This is a genomic window from bacterium, from assembly GCA_029210965.1.
Taxonomy (GTDB): Bacteria; BMS3Abin14; BMS3Abin14; order BMS3Abin14; family BMS3Abin14; genus JALHUC01.
Genome location: JARGFZ010000066.1, coordinates 8151 through 8913 on the forward strand (window position 1 = coordinate 8151; position 763 = coordinate 8913).

Annotated in this window: 1 protein-coding gene; it reads right to left on the reverse strand. The window is 52.4% G+C overall.

The annotated features are described in order from the left end of the window. Positions 1-364: 364 nt before the first annotated feature. On the reverse strand, positions 365-763 hold a 399-nt coding region (locus tag P1S59_13870; protein ID MDF1527323.1), incomplete at its 5' end, for a hypothetical protein.

Genomic DNA, 763 nt, shown 5'->3' on the forward strand with positions numbered 1-763 from the left:
GAAAGGAACCTGCCCGCGCGACGCGATCCCGGTTTGTCTTCGCGAACCACGTCGGGCGAAGTAAAAAGAGCCCGCAAAGGGCTCTTTTTCCAACCGGCTACGGCGGCATACGCCTCTGTAACAATTTTCAGATTTCGGGGTTCTCCGATCTTAACAGGGGTGAACTGAAGAACTGCCGACCATTTTCGGTGCGATATAGCGCTTTTTCATGATTACACCCTCCAATCCAAAATCCAAGATCCAAATAAGACCTTATTTCTGTCATCGCGAGGCAACTACCTGTGCCGAAGCGATCTCATGTTTACCGGGATTGCTTCACCCAGTTACGGTTCGCAATGACCCCGTTGAACGTTAAACATTGAACTTACTCGGCTATCTCCAATATGTACCCCAGCGTATCGCCGTAATAGACCCTGTCTCGCTCCTCAGCAATGAATGTCGATACAACTCCATCCCTGGGAGCGACTACAGTATAAAGGATATCAGACCTGTCTTCAAGGGTCACAAGCCCCTGGCCCTCTGACACCTCGTCGCCGGGTTTAACCATCCACTCGACGACATCCAGGCGGCCCGGGTCTTCGGAAAGACCGAACAGGAACACCGCGCCCTTAGCCGCATTCACTTCCTCCGGAGTTGGAATGCGGCTAATAACTGTACCTCGCACAGTAACAAGACCAGGTTCATTACCGGCGGTAAAGGTAACCGAGGCATTACCCTTTTCATCGGTTGCTACGCTCGGAGAGCTTACGGTCCCTTCTCCCAC